Below are 26,407 nucleotides of genomic sequence, written 5' to 3' on the forward strand. Positions count from 1 at the left end.
CGATCGTTCCACGATCCAAGCGAAGGAGACGGCAGATATGCCCCAATCGCCGATACCGGGTTTCGACATTCCCCGCACCGCCCCCGACGGATTCGTCCACGAACCCGACGCAGCCGGCGCCTTCTGGGAAAACAGCGCCGCCAACACGCTTCCCCCGCCCGACATGGTGGCCGCCTATCAGCGCAATCGCCCCCTGCCCACGGACGGCATCGACACGCGCAAGGCCTATATCATCGGCGGCGGCATCGCCGGCCTTGCCGCCGCTTATTATTTGATCCGCGACGCGCATATGCCGCCGGCCAACATCATGATCCTCGAAAATCTCGATATAGAGGGCGGCTCGCTCGATGGCGCGGGCAATGCGCAGGACGGCTATATCATCCGCGGCGGGCGCGAGATGAACTGGAACTATGACAATCTGTGGGACATGTTCCAGGACGTGCCCGCGCTCGAACTGCCCGAAGGGTTCAGCGTCCTCGACGAATATCGGATGGTCAACGACAATGACCCCAATTGGTCGAAGGCCCGGCTGATGCACCGGCAGGGCGAGATACGCGACTTCTCGACCCTTGGCCTCACCCGCGCCCAGCAATGGGAACTCATTCGCTTGCTGCTCAAGCGCAAGGAGGATCTGGATGACCTGACGATCGAGGATTATTTCTCCAAAGGCTTTCTCGAGAGCAATTTCTGGTTCCTCTGGCGCTCCATGTTCGCCTTCCAGAACTGGCAGAGCCTGCTGGAAATGAAACTCTACATGCACCGCTTCCTCGATGCGCTCGATGGACTGCACGACATGTCGGCCCTCATCTTCCCCAAATATAACCAGTTTGACAGCTTCGTCCGCCCACTCAGCAAGCTTCTGCGCGACAAGGGCGTGCAGATCCGCTTCGACACCCAGGTGCGCGACATGCGCATGCGTCTGGAGGGCGACCGGCGCACCGTCACCGACCTCCTCTGCCGCATCGACGGTCAGGAAGACAGCATCGCCATCGGTCCCCGCGATCTGGTCTTCGCCCTCACCGGATCGATCACGGAGGGGACGGCCTATGGCGACATGGACCATGCGCCGGTGCTGGAACGGGGCAAGGCCGATCCCGGCCCCGACAGCGACTGGACGCTGTGGAAGAATCTCGCCGCCAAGTCGCCGGTCTTCGGCCGGCCCGAAAAATTCTATGGCGATGCGGACCGATCCACTTGGGAATCGGCGACACTGACCTGCAAGCCGTCGCCTTTGGTCGATCGTCTGAAGCAATTGTCCGTCAATGATCCCTATTCGGGCCGCACCGTCACCGGCGGGGTCATCACCTTCACCGACAGCAACTGGGTGATGAGCTTCACCTGCAACCGCCAGCCCCATTTCCCCGACCAGCCCGGCGATGTGCTGGTACTGTGGGTCTATGCCCTGCTGATGGACAAGGACGGCAATCATGTGAAGAAGCCGATGCCCGCCTGCACCGGGCGCGAGATATTGGCCGAACTCTGCTATCATCTGGGCATCGCAGACCAGATCGACGCGGTCGCCGCCAACACCAGGGTGCGCCTGGCGCTGATGCCCTATATCACCGCCGAATTCATGCCGCGCGCCGCCGGCGACCGCCCCCGCATCGTGCCGGAGGGCTGCACCAATCTCGGCCTGCTCGGCCAGTTCGTGGAAACCAACAATGATGTGGTCTTCACCATGGAAAGCTCGGTCCGCACCGCGCGGGTCGCGGTCTATACGCTGCTCGATATCCCCAAGGCCGTGCCGGACCTCAGCCCGACCCAATATGATATCCGCAATCTGCTGAAAGCCGCCCGCGCGCTCAACAATGGCGAGCCCTTCATCGGCGAGCGGCTGCTGCGTCGCCTGCTCGACCGCACCTATTTTGCCCATATCCTGCCGCCCGCCCCCGACGGCGCGCCGCTTGACCGGGCGGAGGAGGAATTGCACGGCCTGCTCGGCAAGGGCGGCGACGCGATCCAGCGGGTCGGCACTTGGCTCAGCGGCTTCCGGGAGGCGCTGCAACGCCGGGGCGACTGATCCTGCCCGACGCGCCTCAGCCGATCAGCGCGAAAAGCAGCGGCGCCCCCGCCATCAGCCCGCGTGCCAGGCGCCTATGCCGGGCGTCGGGCAGCGATCGGATGGCATATAGCGCCGCCAGCGGGACGATCGGCAGCAGCGGCAGATAATAGCGGGGATAGGCGTCCATCATCCATCCCGTCGCCAGATGCCGTTGATAGCTGAACAGGATATGGACCAGCATCACGCCGGCGGCGGCCGCGCCGCCCGCCAGGATGAGCATCGCCAGCGAATCTCGACGACGCTGCACGAGTACCGCCACGCCTGCGCGCCGTATCCCATCCATCGCCAGGATCAGCATGCAGGCCGGAATGGCAAGCGCCCCCCATTGCAGCCCCGTTCTTTCGCTCAGTACCGGCATCCACCCTTCCACGAAGGATGTCAGGAACATCAGGACATAGGCCGGAAAGGCCATCCGCGCCTGCCCGGCCCAACCCGCAGCGGCCGCCCCATCCCGCAACAGGCTTTGCTGCGCGAAGGTGTCGGGCGCGGGGCTTCCATAGGCCAGCCAGAAGGCAACAAACGGCCAGGCAGCAACCGCGAACGCCAGCAAGACCACGCCAAGATGCAGGAGCGGCATTCGCTTCCCCGTCCAGACCAGCAACGTCAGCAATGCGACCAATGTGCCCCCGCACAGCATCAGTCCCGTCAGCTTGGCCAGGCTCGCCACGATCAGGCCGATGCAGGCCAGCAGCAGGTCGCTCAGGGCACCACGCCGCAGATAGCGGCCCAGTCCGAACAGCAAGGCACCACCGCCCAGAAAGGCCAGATTGTCGTTGTTGACCGCCCCGGCCAATTCGATCAGCAATCGGATGCAGCACAGGTTCAGCCCCAGCGCGATCCATTCCGCGTCCGCCCGCACCAGACCTCGCCCAAATCCCAGCATCAGCAGCAGGCCGATCCCGACGATCGCGACATTGGCGAAATGCAATATGATGACGGCACCGGCCCCGGCGCCAATCAGGCGCGGCGCCATCGCTGCCATCAACTGATAATAGGGCGCGGGATGGTTCAGATAATTATCATTGTCGGTCCATTGCATCGTCGCCGGATCGAGCAGCCGCAACCGCTCAAGCGGGACCGCAGCGCCATTGGCGTCCTGGATTTCGGCCACATAGGATAAATGGGCAAGTTCATCGAACCCCTGCGTCACATCGACGCGCAGCGCCGTCAGCGACGCCGTAACCATGAACAACAGCAGGCAGGCCCAGAGCACGAGGCCAGGCCGCAATGTCGGCGCATGCGCCTGCACGGGAAAAGGCATGTTCTTGGTGGTCATGGCCCGCCATCATCAAAGACTGGTCCATGCCTGCCAGAGACGCCTTAAGATTAAGGTAAAGCCCGCCTTCAGCAGTGCTGCCAGCCACCGACAAAAAAGAAGGCCCGGCAAATCTGCCGAGCCTTCTCATCTTTCCAGATCGCTGGATCAGGCGCCAGCGGGTGTCGGATCGCCGAACGGCCCCTTGCGCTTGCGCGTCTTGGGGATGGACGACCCCGCCGCCGGGATCACCGACGGCTTGATCGTGGTGCCGTCGTCGCGGGTGATCTCGCCCTTTTCCAGCAGCGCCTTGATCTCCTCGCCGGAGAGCGTCTCATATTCCAGCATGGCATTGGCCAGCAGGTGCAACTGGTCCTCATGACCCTTCAGCAGTTCCTGCGCACGGGCATAGCCCTGCTCCACCAGACCACGGATTTCCTTGTCGATCAGCTTCGCCGTCTCGTCCGACATATGGACGCGCTGGCTCTGCGAATAGCCAAGGAAGGTCTCGCCCTGCTGCTCTTCATATTGCAGCGGGCCCAGCTTGTCGGACATGCCCCACTGGGTGACCATGTCGCGCGCCAGCTTGGTGGCATATTGGATATCGCCCGACGCACCCGACGACACCTTGTCATAGCCGAAGATGATTTCCTCGGCGACCCGGCCGCCCATGGCCACGGCCATGTTCGCGTGCATCTTGTCACGATGATAGCTGTAGCTGTCCCGTTCCGGCAGGCGCATCACCATGCCCAGCGCGCGGCCGCGCGGGATGATCGTCGCCTTGTGGATCGGGTCGGACGCCGGCTCATGGACCGCGACGATGGCATGGCCCGCCTCATGATAGGCGGTCATCTTCTTCTCGTCGTCGGTCATGACCATGGAGCGGCGCTCGCTGCCCATCATGACCTTGTCCTTGGCCGCCTCGAACTCGTCCATGGCGACCAGACGCTTGCCGCGACGGGCCGCCATCAGGGCGGCTTCGTTGACCAGGTTGGCGAGGTCCGCGCCGGAGAAGCCCGGCGTGCCGCGCGCGATGGTGCGCGGGTTGACGTCGGGCGCCAGCGGCACCTTCTTCATGTGGACGGCCAGGATCTTCTCGCGGCCCTCGATATCGGGACGGGGCACCACGACCTGGCGGTCGAAACGGCCCGGACGCAGCAGCGCGGGGTCCAGCACGTCGGGGCGGTTGGTCGCCGCGACGATGATGATGCCCTCATTGGCTTCGAAGCCGTCCATCTCGACCAGCAGCTGGTTCAGCGTCTGCTCGCGCTCGTCATTGCCATTGCCCAGGCCCGCGCCGCGATGGCGGCCGACCGCGTCGATTTCGTCGATGAAGACGATGCACGGCGCATTCTTCTTGGCCTGCTCGAACATGTCGCGCACGCGGCTCGCACCGACGCCGACGAACATCTCGACAAAGTCCGAACCCGAAATGGTGAAGAAGGGCACGCCCGCTTCACCCGCAATCGCGCGGGCCAGCAGCGTCTTGCCGGTGCCGGGCGAACCGACCAGCAGCGCGCCCTTGGGGATCTTGCCACCCAGCCGCGCGAACTTGCTCGGATCCTTCAGGAACTCGACGATTTCCTGCAGTTCCTCACGGGCTTCGTCGATGCCGGCAACGTCATCGAACGTCACCTTGCCATGCTTTTCGGTCAGCAGCTTGGCCTTGGACTTGCCAAAGCCCATCGCGCCACCGGCGCCGCCGCCCTTCTGCATCTGGCGCAGCACGAAGAAGGCGATGCCCAGGATCAGCAGGAACGGCAGCGACTGATAGAGCATGATCTGCCAGAAGCTGGGCTGCTGTTCGGCCTGGCCCGAATATTTGACATTATAATCGTCCAGCAGGTCGGTCAACTTGGGGTCATTGACCGGCACCGTGCTGAAACCCTGGCCACTCGACAGGGTGCCGGTGATCCGGTCGGGCGCGATCGCCACATCCTTGACCTGGCCTTCCTGCACCTTGGCGCGGAATTCCGAATAGGCGATGGCGCTGCCGGCCTGGGTGGTCGGGCGCTCGAACAGCGAAACGAACAGGAGCAGGGCGATGATGACCCCTGCCCAAATCATCGCACTCTTGATCCAGGGATTACCCTGTGGGTCTTTTTCGTCGTTCATCATCACTCTCTTTCACCCCGCAAGATAGGGTGTGGCCGGCAAAGCGCAAGCTGGACGCGCCGTCCGCTGCCGATTTCCGGCCCTGTCGATTGTCAGATGGTCAGTTCCCGGTCAGCTGGAACAGCGCGACATAGGCCAGCACCAGCGCCAGGCCGGCGGACAGGCCGCATAGCAGATAGCCCATGTAGAGAAGCAGCGGCGGATGCGCCTTGTTCAGCTTCCGGTTCCGCTTCACAGCCGAGAGGATCACGCTGACCAGCAAGCCATAGGTCAGCGCCGCAAATTCCATCATTCCGAACAAATCCCGCTATTGGTCACGCCATGTGGTTAACGGCCCATGGGTTAAGAACCGGTCAGCATGCCGCCCAAAAGCGACCGACCGTTGGCACCTTGCGTCGGACGGTGGAACTTTTCCGAAAATCTCAGCGTCGCGGCGGCGCCGGCGACAGGGTCCATACCGCGCCACCGCGCAGCAGCCAGTCGCCCAGACTCGCCTGCCGCCCCGCTCGCGCAGCGGCAATCGCCCGGTCCAGCGCCTCGCCGCGCGGCAGCACGATCTCCGGGTCGGCAGAACAGAGCATCTCGATCAGCAGGCGGCGCAACAATTCGCGCGGCAGGTCGGTGCGGTCCAGCACCCAGGCGTCGGTCGATGGATGGATATGCGTGGCCGCCAGCCCCGCCACCGTCCATATCAGCGCCGCCTCCGCCTCCGCCAGCGCCGCCGCGCTGCGCGCCGCCGCCTCGGCATCGATCCAGTCGACGCCATCCAGCCGCTTGCGCAGCGCCGCCCGGTCGAAGCGCGGATCGGCATTGGACGGGTCCAGCACATAGGGTAGCCCGGCCTGGTCGGCATGGGCCTGCAACTGCGCCTTGCGCACCGTCAGCAACGGCCGCAGCACCCGGCCGGCCCGCGCCCGCACCCCGGCCAGGCCGCCGACCCCCGATCCCCGGTTGAGCCGCATCAGCAGGGTTTCCAGCTGGTCGTCGGCATGATGGGCGGTCAATATCCAGTCCAGCCCGGCGCCGGCCCGCCACGCCTCCAGCTGGGCATAACGCTGTCGCCGCGCCCAATCCTGGATATTGCCGGACACCGCAGTCTCCGGCGCCAGCGTCGCATGGGGGACGCGCCGCTCCGCACACCAGCGCGCAACCATCGCCGCCTCGGCCGCGGATTCAGCCCGCAATCCATGATCCAGCGTCGCCGCCGCCACCCGGCCGGGCCAGGCCTGCACCGCCAGGTCCAACAGCGCCATGCTGTCCGGCCCGCCCGACACCGCGATGCCGAACCGGGCCGTCTCCTCCCCGTCCACCAGCGCGCGCACGGCCAGCCGCAGCGCATCGGGGCGATGGGAAGGTGCCAGCTCCGGCACGTCTATCGGCTCAAACGCTGCACTTGGCCTTGGTCCGGCCCTTGTCCATCATGCCGCGCAGGCCGCTCGACAGGGTCGAACCATAGACCTGTTCCAGCTCCGCATAGACCTTGCAGGCGTCCGCAGGCTTCTTGAGCTGGATCAGCGCCTCGCCCAGATAGGCCAGGCTGTCGGGCGCGCGCTCGCCACGCGGGCGCTTCTGGTAATTTTCGTAGAAGGCGACCGACGCCAGCGCCGGCTTGCCATCGTCCAGATAGGCGCGGCCCAGCAGGTTGGCGGCGCGGCTGCCGACCGACCCGTCGCCATATTTGTCGACCGTCGCCTTGAGCTGCGCCTGCGCCTCGGGATAGAATTTCGCGTCCCACAGGCGGAAGCCATAGCTATAGGCATCGCCCGCCGCATCGCCGGTATCCGGCTTCTCGATCGCCGCCACCGCCGTCTTGCGCGCATCGCTGGCCACCGGCGCGGCGGCCGACTTTGCGGGCGGGGTCGTCGACTTGGCAGCAGCCGGCTTGGGCGCGGGCGCATCGGTCGCGACCGTCGGGCGCATCACCGGCGGGCCGGCTTCGACCGGCGTTGCAGCCCGCGCTTCGGCTTCCGCCTTGTAGCGATTGAACGCCTCTTCCAACTGCTTGAGCTTGTAGCTGTTTTCCTCGACCTGGCCGGTGATCGAGGCGAGTTGCGATTCCAGCGCCCCCACCCGCGCGGTCAGGTCGGCCACCGGGCTCGACGTCGGGCTGCCCGGCGCGATAGTCGGCGTCTGGGGTCGGGTGATTTCCGCCTCTACCGGCGTGCCGGCCGGGAACACCTTGCGCTGCACCGCCCGCATTTCCTTTTCCAGCCGGTCGACCCGCAGTTCGACCGTGGGATTCTGCTGGGCAGCGGCCGGCACGGCCGACAGCAGCGGGGCCGCCAGCGCGATGGCGGTGGTGGCGAAAAAGGCGTAACGCATGATGATCCCCGACTAAATCTTTCCGCCTTTAACCATAGGCGGACGCGCCACGCAACAAAGCGCGGCCCGCTCGTACCTGTCCGGCTATGGGACGGATTAGTTGCCCGCGCTGGGCTGCGGCGCGGCGGTCGGCGGCGGTGGCGCAGCCGGCGTCGGCACGCTCCCCTGCCCGCCCGCGGGCGTCGTCGGTGCGCGCGCCGGCTGGCCGGCCGGCGCCGGAGCGCCCGCCGGAGCCCCTGCCGGTGCGGCAGCCCGTGCCAGCAGCGCCTCGGCACTGACCGGAACGTCGGCGATGGTGCGGTCGGCCGCGCCCAGCGGCGGGATCGCCTTGCCACCCACGGTCACGTCCAGCGCCTGCGGGCGACCGGTCAGGATCGTCGGATTGCGCGCGCCGGCCGGCAGGGTGAAGCTCTCGCCCTTCTTCAGCAGCCCGTCCTTCAGCCGCTCGCCCGTCTCGTCGACGATGCGCATCCACACATCGTCATTGGCGGTGAACACCACCGGTCCGGTCACGGGCGCCGCGATCGGCGCCTGCACGCCGGCCTTGGGCGCGGCGGCGGGCTTTTCTGCCTGCTGCTCGGCGATTTCCTCGCCGGTCGGCGGGGTCAGCAACTGGGTGCGCCAGATGGTGAAGCCGGCAATCACGATGATGCCGATCACCGCCGCGGTCCAGGCCAGGGTGCGCGACGGCACCCGCGCCGGATCGGCCGGCTCGAACGCTTCGTAGCGGGTCGCCCCCATGTCGGAATTATGCACGGCATTGCGCACGTCGGCGGCGATCGCCACCTCGTCCAGGTCGATCGCTCGGGCATAGGCGCGGGCGAAACCCACCGCATAGGGAATGCCCGGCAAGGCGCCATAATCGTCCCGCTCGATCGCCTCCAGCTGCCGCTGGGCGATGCGGGTCCGGGTGGCGATATCCTGCACCGACAGCCCCTGCGCCTCGCGCGCGGCGCGCAACTTGGCGCCGGGGGTGCTGGGATGCGCTGCCGTCGCGTCGTCCGCGACGGGTTCGAATTCGGGTTCGTCTGCCATGCTGCTCCGCGACCTTGATTGGCGGCCTTGTCTCATTGCGGGACGGCGCTTGTCAACGCCGGGGCGGTGTCTTTTCAGGCCAGCTCGATGTTCCGCTGCTCGGCCCAGTTGGTCAGTTGCGCGCGCAGATCACTTGCCCCGCTGTCCAGCAGATCGCGCATCAACGCCTGCAATTCGGCCGCGTCGATCGCGCGGATCATCGCCTTGACCGGCCCGACCGATGCCGGCGTGATCGACAGCCGCCGCACGCCCAGGCCAATCAGCGCCATCGCCTCCAGCGTGCGTCCGCCCATTTCGCCACAGACGCCGACCGGCACCTTGTAGATCTCGCAGATCCGCACCACCCGATCCAGGAAGCGCAGGATCGCCAGGCTCAGCCAGTCATAGCGCTCCGCCAGCTTGGGATGGGCACGGTCGGCGGCGAACAGGAACTGGGTCAGGTCGTTGGTGCCGATCGACAGGAAATCGAGCTGCGGCAGCAGCAGGTCCAGCACCTCGGCCAGCGCCGGCACCTCCAGCATAGCGCCATAGCGCACCGCCACCGGCAGCTTCTTCTTCTGCCCGATCAGCCATTGCCGCTGATGCTCGACCAGCGTGCGCGCCTCCTCGAACTCCCAGGGTTCCGACACCATCGGGAACATGATGTTCAGCACCTTGCCCGCGCTTGCCTCCAGCAAGGCGCGCGCCTGCGCCTTCATCAGGCCGTCGCGGTCCAGCGCCAGCCGGATCGCGCGCCAGCCCATGGCCGGATTATCCTCATGCTCGTCATCCTCGCGCGTCATATAGGGCAGCGCCTTGTCACCGCCGATATCGACGGTGCGGAAGATGACGGGCCGGTCGCCGGCCGCGTCCAGCACATCCTTGTAGAGCCGTTGCTGCTTCTCGCGCTGCGGCAGCGTCGCCGACACCAGGAACTGGAATTCGGTGCGGAACAGGCCGATGCCGTCGGCGCCGACCATGTCCAGCGCCTGCGCATCCTCGCGCAGGCCGGCATTCACCATCAGCTCGATCCGCGCCCCATCCTGCGTCACCGACGGCAGGTCGCGCAGCGCGGCAAATTCCGCCCGCCGCTTCTGGGTGATGTGCAGCTTGGTCTCGAACGCCTCCTCCATGTCGGGCGTCGGCCGGATCAGCAGCGCATTTTCGGCGACATCCATCAGGATCAGGTCGCCTTCATTGACCCGGTGGCGAATGTCGCGCACCCGGCCCAGCACCGGCACGCCCATGGCGCGGGCGACGATGGTGACATGGGCGGTCAGCGACCCTTCCTCCAGGATCACGCCCTTCAGCCGCCGCCGGTCATATTCCAGCAGTTCCGCCGGACCCAGGTTACGCGCGATCAGGATCGCATCCTGCCGCAGCCCCAACTGGGCGGCGGTGCCCAATTGCCCGGACACGATGCGCAGCAGCCGGTTGGCCATGTCCTCCAGATCGTGCATCCGGTCCTGCAACAGCGGATCGTCGATCTGGCGCATCCGCATCCGGGTGCGCTGCTGCACCCGTTCGATCGCCGCCTCGGCGGTCAGGCCGCTGTCGATCGCCTCGTTGATGCGACGGATCCAGCCCTCGTCATAGGCGAACATCTTGTAGGTTTCGAGCACCTCCTGATGCTCGCCCTCGGTCCCGAAATCGGCCGTGCCGGTCATCCGGTCGATCTGTTCGCGCATCTTGGCAAAGGCGGAAATGACCCGCTGCCGCTCCGCTTCCGTATCCTCGGCGACGGTATGCTCGATATGGACGCGCGGCTGGTGGAAGACGACATGGCCCCGCGCCATGCCCATCACCAGTTGCAGCCCGGTCATGATGTTCGATCCGGTTTCCTGCACCCGCGCATCGGTCGGGCCGTCATCGGCCAGTTCGGCATTGGCGATCAGCTCGGACAGCACCATGGCGACCGTCTGCAGCGCCTCGATCTCGACCTCTTCATATTTGCGCGGTTCGACATGCTGCACACACAGCACGCCCAGCGCGCGCTCGCGCCGCACGATCGGCACGCCGGCAAAGCTGTGGAACAATTCCTCGCCGGTTTCCGGGCGATAGGAAAAGTCGGGATGGGCGGCCGCCTCATCCAGGTTCAGCGGCTCGACATTGGTGGCGATCAGCCCGACCAGCCCCTCGCCCTTGGCCATGCGGGTGACATGCACCGCCTCCTGCTTCAGGCCGCGGGTCGCGAACAGTTCCAGCACGCCCTCGCGCACCAGATAGATGGAGCAGACCTCGCTCGACAGCGATTCGCCGATGATCTCCACCACCTTGTTCAGCTTGGCCTGCGCGCTGGTGCGCGCCGCCATCACCTCCTGCAGGCGGACGAGGATCTGGCGGGCGGCGGCGGCGGGCGTACTGGGCATGGCAAATCGCTAACAGATGCATGGCTTTCTTTCCAAGCGCTTTCCTCGCGATATGTTCATGAACCCCGCAGAAAAGCACGATTGTTGCGCATCGCTGATAAGCTAGGTCATCTTCCTCATTTGCGTGGCGGATACATGCTGTACATTCGTCTAACGCCGCAAAGGCAGCATCAAGCATGTCTGGGAGTCAGGGATCATGGAAACGACCACGCCAACGGAGTTTGAACAGGAGCTTCTGGACCGCGGCTATTCGCGCCGCCAGTTGGCCAAGGTGACCGCGCTGCTCGGCGCCGGCGCCGTCGCGATGCGCACCGTCGGTGCCGCCGCACAGCAGGCCGCCAAGCCGGTCGAAGGCGCGGTCCGCATCGGCGCCAACGAATGCTGGACCGGCCCCTTCCCGGTCGCCGCCGAAGCCGCCTTCAAGCTGGTGACCGAAGGCAATCGCTACGAACCCGACAATGAGCATGAGAAGCTGTTCGCCGCGGTCGCGCAGGTGGAAGGCATTCCGGCCGACCGCATCGTCGCCTGGCCCGGCTCGTCCGATCCGCTGAGCCGCGTCGCCGTCGCCTTCGCCTCGCCGACCAAGGGCATCGTCACCGCAGACCCGACCTATGAAGCGATCTGGCGCACCGGCGCCTGGCTCGGCGCCAAGGTGACGAAGGTGCCGCTCACCAAGGACAATGCCCATGACGTGAAGGCGATGCTGGCGGCCGATCCCAACGCCGGCGTCTATTATATCTGCTCGCCCAACAACCCGACCGGCACGATCACGCCGATCGGCGACATCGAATGGCTGGCCGCCAACAAGCCCAAGGATTCGGTGCTGGTGGTCGACGAAGCCTATATCCACTGGACCGACACGCCGCGCGCCGCCAAGCTCGCCGCCACCCGCGACGACGTGCTGGTGCTGCGCACCTTCTCGAAGCTGTTCGGCATGGCCGGCATGCGCCTGGGCCTCACCTTCGCCGCGCCCTCGCTGATGGAAAAGATGATGCGCTATGACGGTGGCCAGGTCACCGCCATGCTGCCGATGACGGCCGTTGCCTGCGGCACAGTCTCGGTCGCCCAGGCCGATCTCATCAAGGCGCGCCAGGTCGAAATGGCGGCCAACCGTGACAAGGCGATCGCCCATCTGACCAAGAAGGGGATCAAGGTGCTGCCGGGCAGCATGGCAAACATGTTCATGGTCGACTGGGGCAAGCCCGCCAAGGACATGCAGGCCACCCTGCTGACGCAGAAGGTGCAGATCGGCCGCAACTGGCCGATCTGGCCCAATGTCTCGCGCATCTCGGTCGGTTCGGCCAGCGAGATGGACGCCTTCTGCAAGGCCGTGGACGCCGTCTGGAAAGCCTGATCTGGCCTGACCTTACGAAAAAGGGGCTGCGGCGCGCAAAATAAAGCGTGCCGCAGCCCCTTTTGCATTGCGGAAATTGTTTCCGCCTTCGTTTCTCCAGACGAAATCCAAGGCATTTCGCAGGAAAACAAGGGGACAATCGGCATGACCATGATGTTGGACAAGGAAGCGCGGGAAGACCTGATCGAGCGCGGCTATTCGCGCCGCCAGCTTGCCAAGGTTGCCGCCCTGATCGGCGCCGGCGCCGCGATGCACGAAATGCTGGCCGCGCCCGCCTTCGCGCAGCAGCAGGCCGCCCGCGGCATCAAGGGCGCGGTGCGCATCGGCTCGAACGAATGCTGGACCGGCCCCTTCCCCTCGGGCGTCGACGCCATCGCCAAGGCCGGCGCCGTCGGCAACTGGTATGATCCCGACAATTATCGTGGCGATCTGGTCTCGACCATCGCCAAGGTGGAGGGCATTCCCGAAGCCCAGGTGATGCTGTGGCCCGGCTCGGGCGGCCCGCTGGTCTCGACCGTCGCGGCCTATTGCTCGCCGACCAAGGGCCTGGTGACCGCCGACCCGACCTTCGAATCCGCCTGGCGCACCGCCGATTACCTCAAGGCCCCGATCGCCAAGGCCCCCCAGGCCGTCGGCAAGGGCCATGACGTGAAGGCCATGCTGGCCGCCAACCCGAACGCCGGCCTCTACTATATCTGCACGCCCAACAACCCGACCGGCACGATCACGCCGATCGCCGACATCAAGTGGCTGCTCGACAACAAGCCGGCCGACGCCATGCTGCTGGTCGACGAAGCCTATATCCACTTCTCGGACGCGCCCAGCGCCGCTTCGCTGATCGGCAACCGCAAGGACATCATCGTCATGCGGACCTTCTCGAAGCTGTTCGGCATGGCCGGCATCCGCCTCGGCCTCACCTTCGCCGATCCCGAAGTGCAGAAGCGCCTGATGCTGTTCGGCCCGTCGGCCGGCGGCCTGTCGATCACCGCCATGGCCTGCGGCAACGCCGTCTATCCCGAAGCTGCGCTCATCAAGGCGCGCCGCGACGAGATGATCGCCGCCCGCGACCAGACCATCGCCTGGCTCACCAAGAAGGGCATCGAAGTCCAGCCGGGCAGCCAGGCCAACATGTTCATGGTCAACTGGAAGAAGCCGGCCAAGGAAATGCAGGCCGCCCTGCTCGCCTCGCCGGAAAAAGTGCAGATCGGCCGCAACTGGCCGATCTGGCCCAATGTCTCGCGCGTCACCGTCGGTTCGGCCGAAGACATGACGAAATTCTGTGCGGCTGTGGACAAGGTCTACAAGGCCTGATCCACGGCATCCCATAGCAAAGCCGTCACGAAGGAGGGGCGTCCGGACAACCGGGCGCCCCTTTTCATATCAGGGCGCATCGCCTTCCTGACTGTCCAGCGCCTTGCGATCCTCATGCGACACGAACTCGCAGGTCAGCAATGTCCGTCCCGCCAGGGCAGGCCCCTGCCGCGCAACGACGGAAATCAGCCCCATCTCGCGCATGTCCTGCGCCGCATCGTCCAGTTGCCGCGCAAAGCCCAGGCTCGACGCGCCGAACAGGCGGCTCTTTTCCCTGGCAAGCCCATAACGGGCCGCCGCGGCCTCCGCGACCTCGCCATCCAGCAGCACGCCGACCGACATGCCGGCGAAGACCACCGCCCGCGCCACAAAGCCGTCCCGCTCGATCGGCGTAGGCAGCGTATAGATCGCCGCCCCCAACATCGATGTATCGGCTTTGGCGACCTTTTCGGCGGCTTCATACAGGGCGGTCGCGCTGTCGGTCGAATAAGGCGGCTGGCACAGCGCCGCGCCGAAAAAGTCCGGTGCCTCCTGCGCAGCGGCGGGCGTCCCCAGCAGGACGCCGATCGGCGCCCCTATCCGGGCTAGGAAAGAGAGTTTGGTCATCCACGCCAGATGCGCATTTTATGATGGGTTTTCAATCAGGTTGAAGGGGCAACCGATCGTCGGCCGCCCCTTTCCCATTCAGAATATCTTCCGCACCGACAGCATCAGCGTCCGCCCCTCGGGATCGAGATAGGCGGGCTGATAGGCGACGGGCTTCGCGCCCGTGCCATCGGTCACGCTCTGCCGCCGGTTGAGCAGGTTGCCGACGGTGAAGCTCACCCGCATGCCCCGCGCCCACGCCTGTCCGCGGAACCGGTTGGCCATGTTGGCGAACAGCCGCAGGTCGAACGTCACCAGCTCGCCAAAGCGCAGGTCGCCACCCGAAGCCGTCTGGTCCCCGGTCACATGCGACGCACTCTGCCAGTTGCCGTCCAGCCGGATGCCGACGCCATTGTCGATCACGCCACTGCTCAGCTGCACCTTGTGGCGCGGCTGCGGACTGCCGCCCAGCGTGCCACCATTCAGCAAATCGACCCATGGCCCGCCTTCGCTCAGCAGCACCGCGTCGCGCAGCATGATGCTGTGATAGAGCGAGAGTTGCAGCCGCGCGCCATTGTCACTGCCGCCGCCGAACGGACCGCCACCGGGCGGGCCGAAGCCGCCCCGTCCGCCCGGCCCACCGGGACCGCCCGGACCGCCAGGTCCACCGCCGGGCGGCGGACCATCGGGCGGCCCCATGCCATCGGGCGGGGGGCCAGGCGGCGGACCAAAGCCATCCGGCCCGCCAAAGCCGCCGGGCGGCCCCATCGGCGTTGCATCATCGGGCCGGTGGCCGTCGACCAGGATCGCGTCCTGCTCGGCATCGGGACCACCACCGGGCGCGCCCTCTGCGGGCTGCCCGTCGCCGCCCTCCGCCTTTGGCGCCGCCATCTGCGCCTCATCGCCCTGCGCCGCCGCCCGCCGCCATGGCGGCACGAAGCCGGCCGGCGGCTCGGGCCGCTTGGGCTTGCGCAATATCTGCGTGAAGTTGAGGCCCCAGCGCAGTTGCTTCACCTCCTCGCGCGCGACATTGACGGACCGTGTGTCGATCCGCGTCAGCATCCCGTCCTCGTCGCGGCTGTAGCGATCGGGGAAGGCCGCCTCCAATGCGGAAGACACGCCGGTCAGGCTGATGATCGCGTCGCGCGTCTCGCTGCTCACATAATTGGCGGACAGGGTCAGGTTGACCTTGGTGAGCGGCTTCACCGTCGCGCCCAGCTTGAACTGGTGGCGATTGTCGGCGGTCAGCGCCGGATTGCCGCCGCTCACCTGCGTCACCGTCACGCTCTGCCCGCGCACATAGTCATAGACGCGCACATTGCTGGTCGTGATGGTCGGGCTGTTGCGCTGGTCCAGCGTCGGCGCGGTCCGGTCATTATTGACCGCCGCGATGATGGTGATGCCGGTGCGCGGCGTCCAGCTGAGGCCATAGCCCAGCGTGCCGAGCGTGCCATAGTCGGAAACCTGCGTCACCGACGCGTTCATATTGGCGGTCAGCGTCCCCAGCACCGGCAGGAAGCCATTGCGCCGGCTGGCGATCGGCAGGTCGAAACTGATCTGTGCGCCGCCATTGGTGCGGCTCGCGGTCCGCTGCGACATCACCCCATCCAGCGTGCTGGACGATCGCAGGCTGCTCGTGTCGCCGCTCAGGCGCAGGTTCATGCCGACATTGCCGGCCGGCAGCTTGAACAGCTTGCCATTGACCAGCAGGCTGGCGCTGCCCGTGTCCTGCAACGCACGCGCCTTCTGTGTGCCCATGGTCCCCAGCAGGCTCGCGGGCAGCACGCCATCGGTCGCCACATCGCCCGCGTCCAGCGCCGCCTGCACATCGTCCAGGTCATAGCCGCGATCGCTGTCGGTGCGGCTGTCGCTATGGCTGTAGCTGCCGATCACCGACATGCGCCAGGTCTTCGACAGGTCGATATTCAGGCTGACGCCGCTGCTCAGCGTCAGCGCGCGCGTGTCCTGATGCAGCGGATCGAGCGACAGGATGCGGTCGACCGTCTCGTCGCCATCGGTCAGGCTGCCGGTGGGCAGGCCATTCAGCGCCTTGCTGGTCTTGTAGTCCGCCCGCCCGTTCCAGGACAGGTTCGCCGTCTCACTCAACTGATGCGCGACCGTGGCGTTCAGCATATAGCTGCGGGTGGAGGGCGACAGGGTGCGATAGGCGCGGTCGTCACTGACCCGCCCGGTCGGATCGATCGCGGCTTCCGGATCGACGATCACGTCGCGCTCGCTTTCCAGCAGCGAGGCGGAGGATTTGGCCCGCGCCGTCACACTCACCCGGTCATTGTCGCGAATGCGGGTATAGCCGACATCGCCGGCCAGATTTTCGCCCTGCCCCGCCGTCGCGATCCCAGCCCCCGCATTGGCGACCTGCGATCGGAAGCGGCGGTGCAGGATGATGTTCACCACCTTGCGCTGCGCATCATAGCCATATTTGAGCGCGACCTCCTCGGGCAGGATGTCGAGCCGCAATATCGCCTCGGTCGGCAGGTCGCTGACCTCGTTGACGCCCGAAATCCGCTTGCCGTTGACCAGCACCACCGGGCCGTCATCGCTGCGCCCCTGGTTGCTGCTGGTCTGCGACGCGATCTCGTCCAGCAATTCGCTGACCGTGCCGACGCCATAGGCATCGATGTCGGCACGGCCGAGTTGGTTCTGTGCGGGAATATCGCCGATCACCGCGCCCGGCGGCGCCTGCCCGGTGACGACGATATCGTCGCTCGCCACGCTCTGCGCCGCAGCGGGCGTCGATAGGGCGAACAGGCTGCATCCGGCGAGCAGCAGGGCGCCGCCCGCCCGACGGCAGGACAAGGATAGGCAAGGCATCGGCATCAATCCCGTCAGTTGCGCGGCGGCGGTCCGCCCGCGCCACCCGGACCGCCGGGGCCGCCAGGACCACCTGGGCCTCCACCGGGACCACGCCGCGGCATCAGGCTGCGCATCTCCTCGGCCGACAGCACGCCGTCATGATCGGCGTCCGCCGCGTCGAAGCGGGCATGTTCGAACGCCAGCACTTCTTCCAGCGAGGCGCCGGCATCATAATTGCTGTTGGCCTGCGCGATCGCGCTGGCATTGAGCGGTTCGATCAGCCGGCCCAGTATCGCATCCTCGGGGTCGTCGCCCAGCTTGGGCATGATCGCCTCGGCCACCGGCCCGCCCTGATCGCCCATCGCGCCCGTTTCCGACAGCGCGACCGATCCCATGCTGCTCTGCCAGGCCTGGAACTCGGCCAGGCTCAGCGTACCGTCATGATTGCCGTCGATCGCGTCGAAGCGGGTGCGGATGATCGCTTCGCGCCGCGCCTGCACCACCAGCCGCAATTCGTCGATCGTCACGATGCCGTCGCGATTGCTGTCGGCTTCGGCAAACATGGCGGTCACGATCTTGTCGATCTGGCTGCGCTTGATCGGCTTCATCTCGCGCGGCTTTTGCGGCCGGCCTTCGCCGCCACCGGGAGGGCCGCCGCCACCGCCGGGCGGGCCACCGCCCATGCCACCACCCATGCCGCCGCCGCCCATGCCCCCCCTGGGCCAGCAACGGCGCCGAACAGAGCAGCAGCGCCGCCCCGATCATCATCTTGCGCATCGCGCCTCGTCCTTCTTCATGAAAACAGGAACGGGGCGGCGCCGTCCCCCGGCGCCGCCCCGCGTCGATCGCGATCAGAGCGTGCAGCGCACCCGCTTGCCGCGATAGAGATAGCTGTCCAGCCTGGCGTCATAGCTCTTGTAGCGATTGCGGCAGGCCTTCTGGTGCGCCGCGCCGGTCGAACGGCCCTGGGCCTTGGCGGGTTGGGCCTTGGCCGGCTGAGCTTTGGCCGGAGCAGGCTTCTTGGCCGGCGCCTTGCTGCTCACCGGCCGGCTCGCGCCATGATGCGGCGCCTGCGCCATGGCCGGCGCGCCCAGCGTCGCCATCAGCGCGGCGGCGCCCAGGGTCAGGAGCGAGGAATAAGTCATGTCATGGCCTTTCATCTGGGTGGAAAATCTCCGCCCCGTCTGTGGCCATCCGATTTTGCCCCGTCATTTCACGAATATTTCAGAAGCCCGCGCCTTATTGCCCTCCTCTGTCAAAGACTTGGCCCGGCAAGCACGCGCCGCGCCCGCATCACAGCCGCCTTGCCAAATTCCCGATATGCGGTATCCAATCCCGCAAATTGAACTTGAACTGGGAGGATGGGATGCGGTTGAGGCAGGCAATGATCGGGCTGGCCCTTCCCCTGCTCGTCGCGGCGCAAGCGCCCGCACCCGCCGCTTCCCCCGCCAGCTGGACCGACCCGACCACCGGCCACCGCATCGTCCGCGTCGATGACCGGCCGGGCAATTATGGCCTCTATTTCAACTATAATCCCTTCACCCCCGACGGAAAGCGCATGGTCTATCTGACGCCGGAGGGGATCCGCGTCGCCGACACCAGCAACTGGACCACCCGGCTGGTGCTGAAGGAAAAGGTCGACCGGCTGCTGTTCGTCGGCCACCGCGCCAATGTCGCTTATTATACCACCAACCCGACCGGCAGCAGCGAGGGTGAGCCGTCCTTCATCGTCTGGTCGGTCGATCTCGACAGCGGCAAGCGCCGCCGTATCGCGGCGATGCCGGGCGGCCGCATCGAATCCATCAATGCCGACGACACGCTGCTTGCCGGCCATCGCGAACTCGCCCCGCCGCCGCCTGCCATCGCCGCCCAGGGCAAGCGCGATCCCAAGACCGGTTCACCCAGCTATAGCGGCACCGACGATCAGGGCCGCCCCCTCTCCTTCGCCGCCGCCAAGGAAAAATGGATGGAGGCCCGGCTTGCCGCCGGCGTGCCGATGGAAATCTTCGCGATCGACATCGCCACCGGCCAGCAGCGCCGCATCACCGCGTCGAAGGACTGGCTCAACCATGTCCAATTCTCGCCGACCGATCCCGATCTGCTCATGTATTGCCATGAAGGGCCCTGGCAGCAGGTCGATCGCATCTGGACCATCCGCACCGACGGCAGCGCCAAAACCAAGGTGCATCAGCGCATCCTGCAGGGCGAGATTGCCGGCCATGAATATTGGGCGCCCGACGGCCGCACCATCTGGTACGACCTCATCATGCCACAGGGGATGCGCTGGCTTGCCGGCCATGACGTCGCCAATGGCGCGCGCCGCTGGTATGCGATCCGTCCGGGCCAGGGCTCCTATCATTTCGCCTCATCGCCCGACGGCCGCAGCTTCTCGGGCGACGGCGCCAATGACGGCAAATATATCAGCCTCTTCCACCCCCGCCCCGACGACAATCCCCGCGCTCGCAACACGCTCGGCGGCGACACGCTGATCGCAACCGGCACGCTGGAGACGGAACGGCTCGTCGATCTCGCAAGCCATGACTACACGCTCGAACCCAACCAGCATTTCACGCCCGACGGCAAATGGCTGGTCTATCGCAGCAATATCGCCGGCAGCCCCGCCATCTACGCCGTCGAAACCGCGAAACCACGCTAGGCCGCGCGCAAACAAGCCCGGCGCCTGCCGAATGGCGAGGATGGGTAGGGTGCGCAATGCCCCTTATCCCGTCATGCCAGCGAAGGCTGGCATCTCAGGCAGGCGCACATGCGGGCAACGGATAGCGCAAGACGCCTGACCTCCTTCTGCCTCCGCCTCAGACCCCAGCCTTCGCTGGGGTGACGGAGTTGGGCGGGAACAAGACATTCCTCCCCGGCACGGGGAGGGGGACCGCTCGCGCAGCGAGTGGTGGAGGGGCACAGGCCCAATAGCGCAGCGTTAATAGGCACCTGCCCCTCCGTCAGGCGCTCCGCGCCTGCCACCTCCCCGTTCCGGGGAGGAATGTCTGCTTCTGGTCGCTCGCAGACAGTCCGAATTTGTCCACGCAGCCCAGAACCAAAGAATAGCGCCCGTTTCACACCATCGGCGAATGCGCGTGACGCTTCCATCTCGGGCGATCTGGCCCAACAGGGTAAACACCCCCTTCATCCCATTCCCTCATATTTCGGTAACAGCTTCCTCGACAGCGCCTTTGGCCATGGCGCGGACGGCCGCCCGCTGTTCATGCCGTTCGGCCTGATCGGCGGCCAATATGCCATCCCCGACATGGCCACCGCGCAGCGCCTGCGTCGTGGCGTCGCGCGCCTCCTGCCGCTCGCGCTGCTGCCGATATTCTGCCTGTTCGCGCTGTTCCTGCCGCCTGTCCGCAACGCCTACGCCCTGCCGCTGCTCGGCGCGATGGCGGCCAGCTTCGCGTTGTTCACTCTCACCTTCTTCCTCTGGGTCCGTCACGCCACGCGCGGCCTGCAGCGCGTCGATCGCGCGCAACGGGGCATGCCCGCCCTGCTCGATCCGGACGAGGCGCTCGCCCGCCGCCTGCTCGACCGGGTCCGTCCGCCGCGCACCCGTTCGGCCGAAGAGACGCTGGGCGCCCTGGCCGGCTTCGCCTGCCAGATGCTGCTGCGCCATCGCGCTGAGCAGGAAGGCACCGCCGCCCCGTTGATCGAGGTCGCCACCCATGACGGGCGGCTGCGCTATTTCGGCGATGCCTTGAATGGCCTGCTTGCCGAATATCCCGGCTCGCTCTGGGCGGGCGTGGGCGATGGCAAGCCGGCGCTGCTACTTGGCCCGATCTTCCGCGAGATGACCGATGCCTGTGTCGGCGACTCCCGCGACTATGCTGACATGATCGGCCTGCTCCAGCGCCACTGGAGCGCCACCGCGCTGATCCTGCGCGGCCAGGGCGTGGATATCGAGCGCTGGCCCGACCTGTTCGTTCGCGCGCTGCGGGAACATGTGCAGGAAAGCGGCGACACGTCGCTGCGCCCGGCCCTGCTCTTCATGCGCGCCGCCATCGCCATGTCGAAAATGGACCCGGCGGAAATATTGGTGCCCGACCAGCCCGCCGGCGATCCGCTCAGGCGCTCGCGGCCGACGTCTCGCACAGCGCCTTGAACTGGGCCATCATCTCGTCCCAACCGGGATGGAAGCCCATTTCCTCATGCCGCGCCTTCGCCTCCGCGTCCCAATGGCGCGCGGTCGCGGTGAAGCGGGTGCCATCGCCCTCCGCCGCAAAGTCCCAGATCGCGGTCATGAACGGGCTCTGCGGGATCCAGCCGGCGGCATAGGCGTCGGTGGTGACGATCCGCGCGCCGGGCACCACCTCCAGGAAAATGCCCTCCATCGGCCCGGTCTCCTCGCCATTCGGCCCGAACATCTGCACCGCGCTGCGGCCGCCGGGGCGCATATCCTCCTCGATCACCTCGGCGCGCCAGGGCTTGGGACAGAACCATTCATCCTTCAGGTCCGTCCACACCTTCCAGCAAATCTCGCGCGGCGCATCGATCAGGCAGGTGACCGACAGCTCATGCGCCGCCCCGCTCATGCAGCCTCTCCCAGGAACGCCGCGTGCATCGCGCCGCTGTCCAGCTTCTGCATCGTCATCATCGCCTGCATCATCCGGGCAATGCCGCCACGGTCGCCGGTATGATAATTGTCCATGATCTGGCGCGTCACCAACTGCCAGGAGAGGCCATATTTGTCGGTCACCCAGCCGCACGGCCCGGCCGTGCCGCCATCACCGGTCAGCCGGTCGAAATAGCCGTCCAGTTCCCCCTGGTCCGCACACGCCACTGACAGCGATATCGCCTCGTCAAAGCTGAATTGCGGCCCGCCGTTCAGCGCCTGATAGCTTTGCCCGAACAGGCTGAACTCGACCAGCAGCACGCTCCCGCCCGGCAGCGGCGAAGGCGACGGATTGACCTCGGGATAATAGCTCACATGGTCGACCGACCCGCCGAACACCGACACATAATAATGCGCCGCCTCCTCGGCCTGGCCGTCGAACCACAGGCAGGGCGAAATCTTGTCCATCACCCCTCTCCCTTGCTGCCGACCAGCGCGAACATCGCGCCCTGCGGATCGGTCGCCTGGATGATCCAGGCGCCACCCGGCACCTCCATCGGCCCCTGCAGCACCGTACCGCCACCGGCCGTCACCCGCTCGACCGCCGCGTCGATGTCGCCGACGGTGAAGTAGAACAGCCATAGCGGCACCGGCATCATCGGCGGCACCGGCATGATGCCGCCGGTCATGCCGTCAAAGTCCGTCGAGCCGGTCTGCGAGACAAGCTGATAGCTACCCATCTCGCCCATATCCATGACCTCGCCCTTCGACCAGCCGAGCTGCCCGGTATAGAAGGCCAGATCCTTGTCGAAATCGCCGGCATATAGCTCGTGCCAGCCGACATGGCCCGGCGCCATCGGCGGCGGCGCATCCATCCCCTCGGGGCTTGATCCCTTGAGCAGCATGAACACCGCGCCACCCGGATCGGCCATCACCGCAAAGCGGCCGACGCCCGGAATATCCTCGGGCGGCCGCTTCACGCTGCCGCCGGCATCGGTCAGCCGTTGTGCATCCGCATCGACATCGACCGACCCGACATAGCCGCCCCACCAGGGCGTCATGCCACAATCCTTGGCCTCGGCCGGAATCACCATCACCCCGCCCAGCGGTCCGGCGCTGCCGCTGACGACATTATAGTCGCCATCGGGACCAAAGGGCTGCGACGTCCAGCCGACGACATCGCCATAAAAGGCCAGCGCCGCCTTGGGATCGCTGGTCATCAGTTCATACCAGAAGAATTTGCCATTGAAGTCGGTCATCGTCCGTCTCCTGTCAGCGATAGGGGGAAGGTCAGGCGGTCGCGTCGACCAGCACCTCGAACCCGCCATAGATCAGCCGCGCGCCGATGAAGGGCATGTCCTCGCCCTCCTTGGGCTGCATGCGCTCGTCCTTCATCACCTTCTCGGCGCCGGCATCGCGGGTCGCCTTGTCGGGCCATTCGATCCAGGAGAAGACGACTTCCTCATCCTCTTCGGCGATGACGGCGGTGCGGAAATCATTGACCTTGCCGGGCTTGATGTCGTTGGCCCAGCATTCGACCACACGCAGCGCGCCATATTCGATGAAGATCGGCGCAGCGAATGCCGCAACCTCCTTGTAGCGTTCCTTGTTGCCCTTGGGCACCGGGATCACGAACCCGTCCATATAGCTCATCGTCTCTCTCCTTCTGCAAGGTCGTCGACATCAGACGTCGGCAGTTTCTCCCTGGTTCGCGGCCATCGCGGCGGCGACATCCATCCACATCACTTCCCAGATATGGCCGTCCAGATCGGCAAAGTTGCGGCCATACATGAAGCCATGATCCTGCTTGGGGTTCGGCTCGGTCCCGCCCGCCACCAGCGCCCTGTCCACCGTCGCGTCCACCGCGTCCCGGCTCGTCTCGCTCAAACACAGCAGCACCTGCGCGGTTTCATGGGCATTGGGGATCTTGCGCGGGGTAAAGCCGGCGAACCGTTCATGGGTCAGCAGCATCGCGTGGATCGTCTCGGAAAAACTGATCATCTGCGCGCTGTCATCGGCGAAATCATTGTTCCGCACGGCGCCGACCGCTTCATAGAAGGCGATCGCGGCGGGCAGATCGGTGACGGGCAGGTTGACGAAGATCATCTTCGGCGCGGGCGCATCGGCCATCGTCTCTCTCCTCATGCTTTCATGGCGGCTCGCACCTTGTCGTGAGTCGCCGACTTGAACTTTGTGCGCCAGAAGATTACATTATGCAACAGACAAGTTAGAAAAGATAACCAATGAGTCCCAACCCGCGCAAACGCGCCTATCAGGATGGCTGTGCCACCGCCCATGCGCTCGATCTGATCGGCGATCGCTGGGCGATGCCGATCATGCGGGAATTGCTGCTTGGCCCCAAGCGCTTCACCGACCTGCGCGCCAGCCTGCCCGGAATCAGCGCCAATGTGCTGACCCAGCGGCTGGAGGAACTGGAAGCGGCCAGCATCCTTGTCCGCCGCCGCCTGCCCCCACCCGCCGCCAGCCAGATTTACGAGCTGACCCAATGGGGCCGCGAGTCGGAAATATTGTTCATGGTGCTGGGCCGCTGGGCGTGCCGATCGCCGACGATGCAGCCGGGCATGCCGATGAGCCAAGTGTCGGTGGTGATGTCGATGCGCACGATGATCGATCGCGCCGCGATCGGCGATCTGGACGCCACCATCGGCTTCCGCTTCGGTGAGGAGGAATTTCGCGCCACGCTCCATGATGGCGATTTCCGCATCGACCGGGGCGCAGCGGCCGGCACCGACGTGATATTCACCGGCGACCAGAATGCACTCGCCGCCATCGTCTATGGCGGCCAGTCCTTCGCCGCGATGGCGCCGGCCCTGCAAATGGAGGGCGACCGGGCGCTGGCGGAGCGGTTCGTCCGCCTCTTCCCCCTGCCGCCCAAGGCGCCCTCAACCGTCAGCCCGGCGACGCCAGCTTCATCATGACCAGGCCCGACAGGATCAGCGCCGCCGCCGCCAGCCGCGCCGGGCTGATCGCCTCGCCCAGGAAGGCGACGCCGACGGCAAAGGCGCCCAGCGCTCCGATCCCGGTCCAGATCATATAGGCGGTGCCCAGCGGCAGGCTGCGCATCGCCATCGACAACAGGCCGAAACTGGCGATCATCGCGCCAAGGGTGATGAGGCTCGGCACCAGCCGGGTAAAACCATGCGACTGCTTCATCGCAAAGGCCCAGACGATTTCCAGCAATCCGGCAAAAAACAGGGCAATCCAGGCCATTATGGCGCTCCTACACAAGGGGCGCCGGGCCGTCCCGGACTTGAAACCCGCATGGCGGGGGAGGACGTGGCCTCGCTTGACGAAGCCCAGATAGTCCTCCCCGATGCAGGAGGCAAGCTTTGCGGGCGTCAATGCGCCCCGTTCAGCATCCCGAACACCTGGTCGAACTCGCCGCGCTTGGTCGCCTCGCTCAGGAACTTGACCCGCTCGACATGGATTTCCGCCGGGGTCGGCTCCTGTCGCAGCAGGCCCATCGTCTCGCTGATGAAATCGGCCAGCGGCATCATCTGCGGATTTTCGGCATGGCCGGGCATCAGGTCGGTCTGCACGCCCGGCGGCACGATCTCCACCACATCGACGCCCGTGTCCTTGAGCTGCTCGCGCATCGCCAGCGACCAGCCATGGATCGCTGCTTTGGTCGCGCTGTAGGTCGGCGTCGCCGCCAGCGGCACGAAGGCCAGGCCCGACGACACGGTCAGGATCGTCGCGCTCTTCTGCGCCAGCAGATGCGGCAGCAGCGCATGGGTCAGGCGGATCGGGCCGAGCAGATTGGTGGCCACCGTCGCCTCGGCGATGGCGAGGTCGATCCTGTCCTCCGCCACCATGATGCCCGCATTCAGCAGCACCGCGTCGAGCGCCGGGAAATCGGCGACCAGCTTTGCCGCGAAGGCCGCGATCGCCGCCGGATCTTCCATGTCGATCACCATCGACGCCATGCCGGGGTGGGCGGCGATCACCTCGTCGAGCGCCGCCTGCCGACGTCCGGCGATGATGACCTGGTTGCCCGCTGCGTGGAATTCATGCGCCAGCGCCGCGCCGATGCCCGAACCGCCGCCGGTGATGAGGATGGTGTTGCCGGAATTTTTCATGGGAAAGCTCCTGTGACTGGTTGCTTGCCCACTAATTTAGACCCACACTCTCTTTTGGAAAGAAGGCACCGTAAAGTGCCATAGGCACCCAAAGGTAAGAAATGGCAAATCCTCTGGAATCCCGCTTCGCTACCGCTGAAATAGCGGCTGCCGAGCAGTATCTCGACCATGATCCGCCGACCGATCTCGATCCGCGGGTGGAGCGACTCGTAAATGAACTGATCGGCCGGGTGGCCGACAAATGGACGATGCTGATCCTGGAATTGCTGGAGGAGCGCGGCACGCTGCGCTTTACCGAGATCGGCCGCGCGGTCGAGGGGATCAGCCAGAAGATGCTGACCCAGACGCTGCGCCAGATGGAGCGCGACGGCCTGCTCACCCGCACCGTCCATCCGGTCGTGCCGCCGCGCGTCGACTATGCCCTCACCCCGCTCGGCAACAGCCTCAGCGCCGCCTTCTGCGGCGTATGGGTCTGGGCCGAACGCAATCTCGCCACGGTCGAGGACGCCCGCGCCCGCTTCGACGCGCGCGACGCCTGACCGGCG

General features: G+C 66.0%; 25 protein-coding genes. 7 read left to right on the forward strand and 18 right to left on the reverse strand.

The features are described 5' to 3' along the window. Positions 1-37: 37 nt before the first annotated feature. Positions 38-2,020, forward strand: coding sequence for an oleate hydratase (locus AC0KVN_RS09595; RefSeq protein ID WP_435566770.1), 1,983 nt, complete (start codon positions 38-40; stop codon positions 2,018-2,020). A 16-nt stretch (positions 2,021-2,036) separates the two neighbouring features. On the opposite strand, the gene AC0KVN_RS09600 is transcribed toward AC0KVN_RS09595, so the two are convergent. The 7 genes from AC0KVN_RS09600 to ptsP all read right to left on the reverse strand — a co-directional run bounded on the left by AC0KVN_RS09600 (position 2,037) and on the right by ptsP (position 11,137). Next, on the reverse strand, positions 2,037-3,338 hold the full coding sequence (locus AC0KVN_RS09600; protein WP_435566771.1) for a hypothetical protein: 1,302 nt from the start codon (positions 3,336-3,338) through the stop codon (positions 2,037-2,039). Positions 3,339-3,485: 147 nt separating this feature from the next. After that, positions 3,486-5,432 carry an ATP-dependent zinc metalloprotease FtsH gene (ftsH, locus tag AC0KVN_RS09605; RefSeq protein ID WP_004208015.1) on the reverse strand — a complete coding sequence of 649 codons (1,947 nt, stop codon included), beginning with the start codon at positions 5,430-5,432 and terminating at the stop codon, positions 3,486-3,488. Between the two features lie 100 nt (positions 5,433-5,532). Beyond that, entirely contained in the window at positions 5,533-5,724 is a 192-nt protein-coding gene (locus AC0KVN_RS09610; RefSeq protein ID WP_017502470.1) for a hypothetical protein, read from the reverse strand. A 130-nt stretch (positions 5,725-5,854) separates the two neighbouring features. Continuing rightward, complete coding sequence (tilS, locus tag AC0KVN_RS09615) at positions 5,855-6,802, reverse strand: tRNA lysidine(34) synthetase TilS (protein ID WP_017502471.1); 948 nt, start codon at positions 6,800-6,802, stop codon at positions 5,855-5,857. A gap of 10 nt (positions 6,803-6,812) precedes the next feature. After that, positions 6,813-7,754: a hypothetical protein gene (locus tag AC0KVN_RS09620; RefSeq protein ID WP_435566772.1), complete on the reverse strand. Its 942-nt coding sequence runs from the start codon at positions 7,752-7,754 to the stop codon at positions 6,813-6,815. 96 nt (positions 7,755-7,850) lie between these two features. Further along, entirely contained in the window at positions 7,851-8,789 is a 939-nt protein-coding gene (locus tag AC0KVN_RS09625) for a helix-turn-helix domain-containing protein (protein WP_435566773.1), read from the reverse strand. A 74-nt stretch (positions 8,790-8,863) separates the two neighbouring features. Beyond that, complete coding sequence (ptsP, locus tag AC0KVN_RS09630; RefSeq protein ID WP_435566774.1) at positions 8,864-11,137, reverse strand: phosphoenolpyruvate--protein phosphotransferase; 2,274 nt, start codon at positions 11,135-11,137, stop codon at positions 8,864-8,866. A gap of 196 nt (positions 11,138-11,333) precedes the next feature. Between ptsP and AC0KVN_RS09635 the strand changes: the two genes are divergently transcribed. Next, complete coding sequence (locus tag AC0KVN_RS09635; RefSeq protein ID WP_435566775.1) at positions 11,334-12,491, forward strand: pyridoxal phosphate-dependent aminotransferase; 1,158 nt, start codon at positions 11,334-11,336, stop codon at positions 12,489-12,491. Between the two features lie 144 nt (positions 12,492-12,635). After that, complete coding sequence (locus AC0KVN_RS09640) at positions 12,636-13,802, forward strand: pyridoxal phosphate-dependent aminotransferase (RefSeq protein WP_125998088.1); 1,167 nt, start codon at positions 12,636-12,638, stop codon at positions 13,800-13,802. Between the two features lie 69 nt (positions 13,803-13,871). Here the strand turns inward: AC0KVN_RS09640 and AC0KVN_RS09645 are convergent, their stop codons facing one another. From AC0KVN_RS09645 to AC0KVN_RS09660, 4 genes are all read right to left on the reverse strand, one after another. Then, complete coding sequence (locus AC0KVN_RS09645) at positions 13,872-14,408, reverse strand: hypothetical protein (protein ID WP_435566776.1); 537 nt, start codon at positions 14,406-14,408, stop codon at positions 13,872-13,874. Between the two features lie 78 nt (positions 14,409-14,486). Beyond that, positions 14,487-17,219, reverse strand: a complete 2,733-nt coding sequence (locus tag AC0KVN_RS09650) for a TonB-dependent receptor (protein ID WP_483656086.1) — start codon at positions 17,217-17,219, stop codon at positions 14,487-14,489. A 14-nt stretch (positions 17,220-17,233) separates the two neighbouring features. Beyond that, positions 17,234-17,911 (reverse strand): EF-hand domain-containing protein, encoded by a 678-nt coding sequence (locus tag AC0KVN_RS09655; protein ID WP_435566778.1) that lies wholly within the window; start codon positions 17,909-17,911, stop codon positions 17,234-17,236. Between the two features lie 141 nt (positions 17,912-18,052). After that, positions 18,053-18,346: a BA14K family protein gene (locus AC0KVN_RS09660; RefSeq protein WP_483656087.1), complete on the reverse strand. Its 294-nt coding sequence runs from the start codon at positions 18,344-18,346 to the stop codon at positions 18,053-18,055. 239 nt (positions 18,347-18,585) lie between these two features. Here AC0KVN_RS09660 and AC0KVN_RS09665 point away from each other — a divergent pair, with 239 nt between their 5' ends. Both AC0KVN_RS09665 and AC0KVN_RS09670 read left to right on the forward strand, forming a co-directional pair. Further along, complete coding sequence (locus AC0KVN_RS09665) at positions 18,586-19,857, forward strand: oligogalacturonate lyase family protein (protein WP_435566780.1); 1,272 nt, start codon at positions 18,586-18,588, stop codon at positions 19,855-19,857. 564 nt (positions 19,858-20,421) lie between these two features. After that, complete coding sequence (locus AC0KVN_RS09670; protein ID WP_435566781.1) at positions 20,422-21,312, forward strand: hypothetical protein; 891 nt, start codon at positions 20,422-20,424, stop codon at positions 21,310-21,312. Here the strand turns inward: AC0KVN_RS09670 and AC0KVN_RS09675 are convergent. Genes AC0KVN_RS09675 through AC0KVN_RS09695 form a run of 5 tightly spaced genes read right to left on the reverse strand, consistent with a single transcriptional unit; the run spans position 21,275 to position 23,892 of the window. Beyond that, positions 21,275-21,742 carry an SRPBCC domain-containing protein gene (locus AC0KVN_RS09675; RefSeq protein ID WP_287431562.1) on the reverse strand — a complete coding sequence of 156 codons (468 nt, stop codon included), beginning with the start codon at positions 21,740-21,742 and terminating at the stop codon, positions 21,275-21,277. The two genes, AC0KVN_RS09670 and AC0KVN_RS09675, sit on opposite strands and share 38 nt — an antisense overlap. After that, positions 21,739-22,230, reverse strand: coding sequence for a VOC family protein (locus AC0KVN_RS09680; protein WP_435566782.1), 492 nt, complete (start codon positions 22,228-22,230; stop codon positions 21,739-21,741). The genes AC0KVN_RS09675 and AC0KVN_RS09680 overlap by 4 nt, the downstream gene beginning before the upstream one ends. Further along, complete coding sequence (locus tag AC0KVN_RS09685; RefSeq protein ID WP_435566783.1) at positions 22,230-23,021, reverse strand: VOC family protein; 792 nt, start codon at positions 23,019-23,021, stop codon at positions 22,230-22,232. Before AC0KVN_RS09685 ends, AC0KVN_RS09680 begins: the two co-directional genes overlap by 1 nt. 31 nt (positions 23,022-23,052) lie before the next feature. Continuing rightward, complete coding sequence (locus AC0KVN_RS09690) at positions 23,053-23,415, reverse strand: DUF1428 domain-containing protein (protein ID WP_374548804.1); 363 nt, start codon at positions 23,413-23,415, stop codon at positions 23,053-23,055. 30 nt (positions 23,416-23,445) lie between these two features. Further along, complete coding sequence (locus AC0KVN_RS09695; protein ID WP_435566784.1) at positions 23,446-23,892, reverse strand: VOC family protein; 447 nt, start codon at positions 23,890-23,892, stop codon at positions 23,446-23,448. A 113-nt stretch (positions 23,893-24,005) separates the two neighbouring features. Between AC0KVN_RS09695 and AC0KVN_RS09700 the strand changes: the two genes are divergently transcribed. Continuing rightward, positions 24,006-24,701 (forward strand): winged helix-turn-helix transcriptional regulator, encoded by a 696-nt coding sequence (locus AC0KVN_RS09700; protein WP_435566785.1) that lies wholly within the window; start codon positions 24,006-24,008, stop codon positions 24,699-24,701. On the opposite strand, the gene AC0KVN_RS09705 is transcribed toward AC0KVN_RS09700, so the two are convergent. Beyond that, positions 24,673-24,993 (reverse strand): DMT family transporter, encoded by a 321-nt coding sequence (locus AC0KVN_RS09705; protein WP_017501361.1) that lies wholly within the window; start codon positions 24,991-24,993, stop codon positions 24,673-24,675. The genes AC0KVN_RS09700 and AC0KVN_RS09705 overlap by 29 nt on opposite strands. A gap of 128 nt (positions 24,994-25,121) precedes the next feature. Then, positions 25,122-25,862, reverse strand: coding sequence for an SDR family oxidoreductase (locus tag AC0KVN_RS09710; RefSeq protein ID WP_435566786.1), 741 nt, complete (start codon positions 25,860-25,862; stop codon positions 25,122-25,124). A 101-nt stretch (positions 25,863-25,963) separates the two neighbouring features. On the opposite strand from AC0KVN_RS09710, the gene AC0KVN_RS09715 reads away from it, so the two are divergent. Next, on the forward strand, positions 25,964-26,401 hold the full coding sequence (locus tag AC0KVN_RS09715; RefSeq protein ID WP_010337551.1) for a winged helix-turn-helix transcriptional regulator: 438 nt from the start codon (positions 25,964-25,966) through the stop codon (positions 26,399-26,401). Positions 26,402-26,407 lie beyond the last annotated feature (6 nt).

The organism is Sphingobium sp. SG1, assembly GCF_057063145.1.